Source organism: uncultured Cetobacterium sp., assembly GCF_947039425.1.
In the GTDB taxonomy this organism is placed as follows: domain Bacteria; phylum Fusobacteriota; class Fusobacteriia; order Fusobacteriales; family Fusobacteriaceae; genus Cetobacterium_A.
The window spans coordinates 1-4676 of sequence record NZ_CAMQYW010000148.1 but is presented as its reverse complement, the minus strand read 5'-3'; the positions used below and the strand labels follow the sequence as shown (position 1 = coordinate 4676).

At 28.6% G+C, this 4676-nt stretch carries 4 protein-coding genes; 3 read left to right on the top strand and 1 reads right to left on the bottom strand.

What is annotated here, in order from left to right; all coding sequences use genetic code 11:
• Nucleotides 1-94 precede the first annotated feature (94 nt).
• Nucleotides 95-1021, top strand: a complete 927-nt coding sequence (locus Q0V09_RS07900) for a hypothetical protein (RefSeq protein WP_297488265.1) — start codon at nt 95-97, stop codon at nt 1019-1021.
• A gap of 31 nt (nt 1022-1052) precedes the next feature.
• The gene (locus tag Q0V09_RS07895) at nt 1053-2747 is read left to right on the top strand and encodes a BCCT family transporter (protein ID WP_297407268.1); all 1695 of its coding nucleotides are present in this window, start codon (nt 1053-1055) and stop codon (nt 2745-2747) included.
• 9 nt (nt 2748-2756) lie between these two features.
• On the opposite strand, the gene Q0V09_RS07890 is transcribed toward Q0V09_RS07895, so the two are convergent.
• The gene (locus Q0V09_RS07890; RefSeq protein WP_297407273.1) at nt 2757-3500 is read right to left on the bottom strand and encodes an MBL fold metallo-hydrolase; all 744 of its coding nucleotides are present in this window, start codon (nt 3498-3500) and stop codon (nt 2757-2759) included.
• Nucleotides 3501-3846: 346 nt separating this feature from the next.
• Between Q0V09_RS07890 and Q0V09_RS07885 the strand changes: the two genes are divergently transcribed.
• Nucleotides 3847-4676, top strand: an 830-nt coding sequence (locus tag Q0V09_RS07885; protein ID WP_297488262.1) for a chloride channel protein, incomplete at its 3' end; no start/stop codon positions are given.

Here is a 4676-nt window from a genome sequence, read left to right as displayed (position 1 = left end):
TTCCTCATTTAATAAAATATTTAATTTATAAAGGATTTTCTTTGATTTCAAGTAAAATCATACATAACTTAATACATTATTTAGGAGGGATAATTTGAAAAATAAAATTTTATTATTGCATACTTTTTTATATGTTACTAGTTTAACTTTTTCTATTGATAATATCGAACAACCATTAAAACAAAATGATACTTCTGTTTATATTACTGAAAATAAACAAGTTATTTTTAAAGAGATATCTGTTGGTCAAAATATCGAAATTGATAATACTGCTGGTGGAAAAAATATTGGAGAAGAAGTCATCTTTTTAAATGAAGTTATTTTAAAAACTGAAAATTGGAAATACTCTTTAATTGGCGGAGTTGTTTTTTCCTCAGATACTGATGATCTCTTTGAAGATTCTCATGCTAGAATGCAAATTGAAGCTATTAGAAACTTTAAATATGGTTTCTCTGGTGTTAGATGGAGAGCTCAAAATGATTACAATAAATATTATTTTAGAACTGGATATGATTATAATATATTTTCAGGGTGGGCAGATTTGCAGTACATAGCCTTTAATAGTAACAACCCTGAACAAGATTGTTATGAGTTAGAGATTATGCCAGCTAATATAGCACTAGGACCTGTTACTGTTGGTTATTATTTAGATTATATTAAGTATACTGGAAGAGGTACAAAAGAGGATTCCGGTTTACTTCAAGAATCTTTTAGTCATCAACTTCGGACTTATTTTCCAATTTATAGTAATAATAAATTAGAACTTAATATGGAATATAGACTTGGTTTACATGACACTGAAAATTATTCTGAAACTACTAATACAGGTTTTAGAATCTCTAAAAACTTTGGATACCACTCTTTTATTTTAAATGCAGATTATTCTTTTACAGAAAGTGTTGATTTATCAGCTTACTACAAATATGACATTAGTGATTTTGAAGATAGAGGAAATCCTGCCACTCCTGAAAGTGGAAAATATTATGGAGAGTTCTATTTGGGATGGACTTATACTTTTTAAAGAAAGTACTACAATTTAAGGAGGCTTTTTTATGAATTTCAAATGGAAAAAACCAAAGTATGAAACTGATCCACTTAGAGAAAAAACTAATTTATTACATGAACGAAATTTTCAAAAATTCGGTTTTGATTTTCATCCACATGTTTCTTTAATCTCAGGTATTATCATTTTAGCATTTTTATTATACACATTAAAGGATCCTATTCATGCTGATAAAACACTTACTTTTACAAAAGACTTTATAACTTCAAAATTTAATTGGTTTTTTGTACTTACCACTAATTTCTTTTTAATATTTCCCATATGTTTAACTATGAGCAAACTTGGAGAAGTTCGTCTTGGAGGTCCTGAAGCAAAACCAGAATTTAGTAATTTTTCATGGTACTCTATGTTATTCTCTGCTGGTATGGGAATTGGTCTTGTTTTCTGGAGTGTTGGAGAACCACTTTATCATTACAATACTCTTCTACCTATGTTTGGAAATAAAGGAGATATTAATAACTCATTAGCTCTTACATTTTTCCATTGGGGATTTCAACCTTGGGGAATTTATGCCCTTATATCTTTAACTTTAGCATTTTTTTCATATAACAGAGGTCTTCCATTTTCCTTACGTTCAACTTTTTATCCAATATTTAAAGATAAAGTTTTTGGAATCGTTGGGGATATTATAGATATCCTTGCTGTTATTGCTTGTTTGTTTGGACTTGCAACATCCTTAGGCTTTGGTGCTCAACAAGTAAATTCTGGTTTAAATTTTTTATTTAATATTCCAATCTCTATTCATGTACAGGTTATTACTATTTGTATTATTACTGTTATTGCCACTTTTTCAGTAATATCTGGTATTGGAAATGGTGTGAAAATACTTTCTGAATTAAATATTAAGATGGCATTTTTATTTCTACTATTCATTCTATTCTTAGGTCCTACAGTTTTTATTTTAAGAGCTTTTAGTAGTAGCTTGGGTGTTTATCTTGGTAATTTTATAGATATTAGTTTTTGGACAGAACAGGGCAGTGCTATGTGGCAAGAAAATTGGACCGTATTCTACTGGGCATGGTGGATATCATCTTCTCCTTATGTTGGAGTATTCGTTGCTAAAATTTCAAAAGGTCGTACAGTAAGAGAGTTTGTTACTGCTGTAGTTATTATCCCTGCAATTATTAGTTTTATATGGATGTCTGTTTTTGGCGGAACTGCTCTTCATCAAGCTATGAGTGATGGGGGTAGACTTTTTCAAGATGTTAATAATAATGTTTCAACAGCACTTTTTGCCATGATTAGCTATATGGATATTCCTAGTTGGTTGCAAATTGGACTTGGTGGTTTAGGAACATTTTTAATTATTTCATTCTTCGTTACTTCTGCTGACTCTGGAGCTATTGTTATTGACAGTTTAACCTCTGGTGGAAAAGAGGATTCTCCTATGCTACAAAGAATCTTTTGGTCTTTTATGATTGGAGCAATTGCTATAGCTTTAATCGTTGTTGGTGGTTCTAAAGCTCTCGGAGCATTACAAACTGCTGTAATTATATCTGGACTTCCATTTTGTATTATTTTACTAGCTATGTGTTTTAGTTTATACATTGGTTTAAAAAAAGATCTTTTAAAACTTAAAACTTATCGAGAAGATAAATTTGTCAATACTATTTTCTCAGAAAAAATAACAATGCATCCTATTAAAAAACAAGAAGAAAAAGAGAAATTAAAAAATGGGGATTAACTCCCCATTTTATATTTTTTCTCTATCCCCTGCATGAATTTGAACTGTCAAAGCTTCTGCATACTCTTTTAATTTTTTCACTCCATAATCACCTGTACAATGACAAGTGTATAATGCTCTCACATTATATTTATTAATCTTTTTTATTGACTTTTTTATATATTCTTCATTTTTATTTAAAGTTGTTCTACTTGAAAAATGAAGACCTCCAATAACAACACTGCTGTCATAATTCAACTCTTTTGCTCTTCTTAAAATATTTCCAATTCCTTTATGAGCACAACCAGTCAATAAAATATTTTCATCCTCTTTTACTATTATGTTTAATTCATGATTAAAATCATCTTTCACATAATCATCAAACTCATCTTTTGTATATAAACATTCATTTAATGGATTGTTATTTTGAACATTATTACAATGAAACATTGTCATATTTTCAAGTTCAAATGTATCCTCTATTAAATTAAATCTTTCCACATCCATATATTTATGTGGAACTCCAATATCTATATACGTTCCCAATATTTTTTTAAAATGCTTATTAAAATAATTTACACTACAATAAATTTTTGCTTTTTTATTCACTTCTAAAAAATAAGGTAATCCTCCACCATGATCGTAGTGACCATGAGATAATATTAAATAATCAACATCCTCCAAATTAATTCCCATTTTTTTTGCATTTTTAAGAATCTTTTTACTTTCTCCCACATCAAATAAAATTTTCTTATTATTTGTTTCAAAATAAATGGAGAGGCCATGCTCCTTTGCTAACTCTTTGTTTGAAGTTTTATTTTCTATTAAGACCTGTATTTCTATTTTAAATCCCTTCCTTTTTATCTTATATTTTTATTTATTAAATTTTAATTTTTAATTTTTCTTTCTATAGTTATTTATTATACATAATTAACCTCTTTTTTTCTACTAAAAAAAGAAGTTTTTAAATATTAACGTATATAATTAAGAAAATATTCTTTTCATATTCCTTACAAAAGGTCTTATTTTCTTTTTTTATTTTCATTACACTGTATTTTTTGAATTTTAGGTTTAATTTATCTTAATTTCCGTATATAATTTATAACTGAGGTGATTATTTATGAACAAAATAAAAAATATTAAACTAGCACTTATTCCTTATCTTTTCAAATGGTTATTTTTAACTATTATTGTCGGGATTCTTTCTGGAAGTGCTTCTGCTATATTTTTAAAACTATTAGAATGGGCAACTGAAACAAGAAAAACACATTCTGTTTTAATCTTATTTTTACCTATTGGAGGTTTAATTATTAGTTTAGCTTACCATTATTTTGGTAAAGAAGTTGCTGGTGGAAACAATCTTATTCTAACAGAGATACACGAACCTAAAAGAGTAATTAAATTTAGAATGGCCCCCCTTGTTCTAATAGGAACTGTTGGAACACATTTATTTGGTGGTTCTGCTGGTAGAGAGGGAAGTGCAATTCAAATGGGTGCATCTTTAGCTGATCAGTTAACACAAATTTTTTCATTGAACAAATCAGATAGAAAAATACTTTTAATCTCTGGTATTGCTGCTGGTTTTGGTTCTGTTTTTGGTACTCCTTTAGCTGGTGCAATTTTTGGCCTTGAAGTTTTTGTAATTGGAAAAATGTCTTATGAAGCTATTTTCCCAGCTTTTTTATCATCTATTATTGCTGATGAAGTAACAAGAAACTGGTGGCACGTTCATCACTCTGTCTATCATGTTACACATATTCCAGAAGCTACTTTATTAAATATAATTCTTGCTAGTTTTGCTGGTATCTTTTTTGGATTAGCAGGACATCTTTTCTCTTTTTCCGTTGAAAAAGTAAAATCTTTTTTAACATCAAAAGTTAAGTTTGCTCCTATGCATGCTTTTTGGGGTGGTTTAGCCATTGTACTTTTAACATTTTTATTTGATACCCA

What these genes read in the sequence shown, in the direction of transcription:
- Q0V09_RS07895 (WP_297407268.1), top strand. Translation starts at nt 1,053, where the DNA reads ATGAATTTCAAATGGAAAAAACCAAAGTATGAAACTGATCCACTTAGA.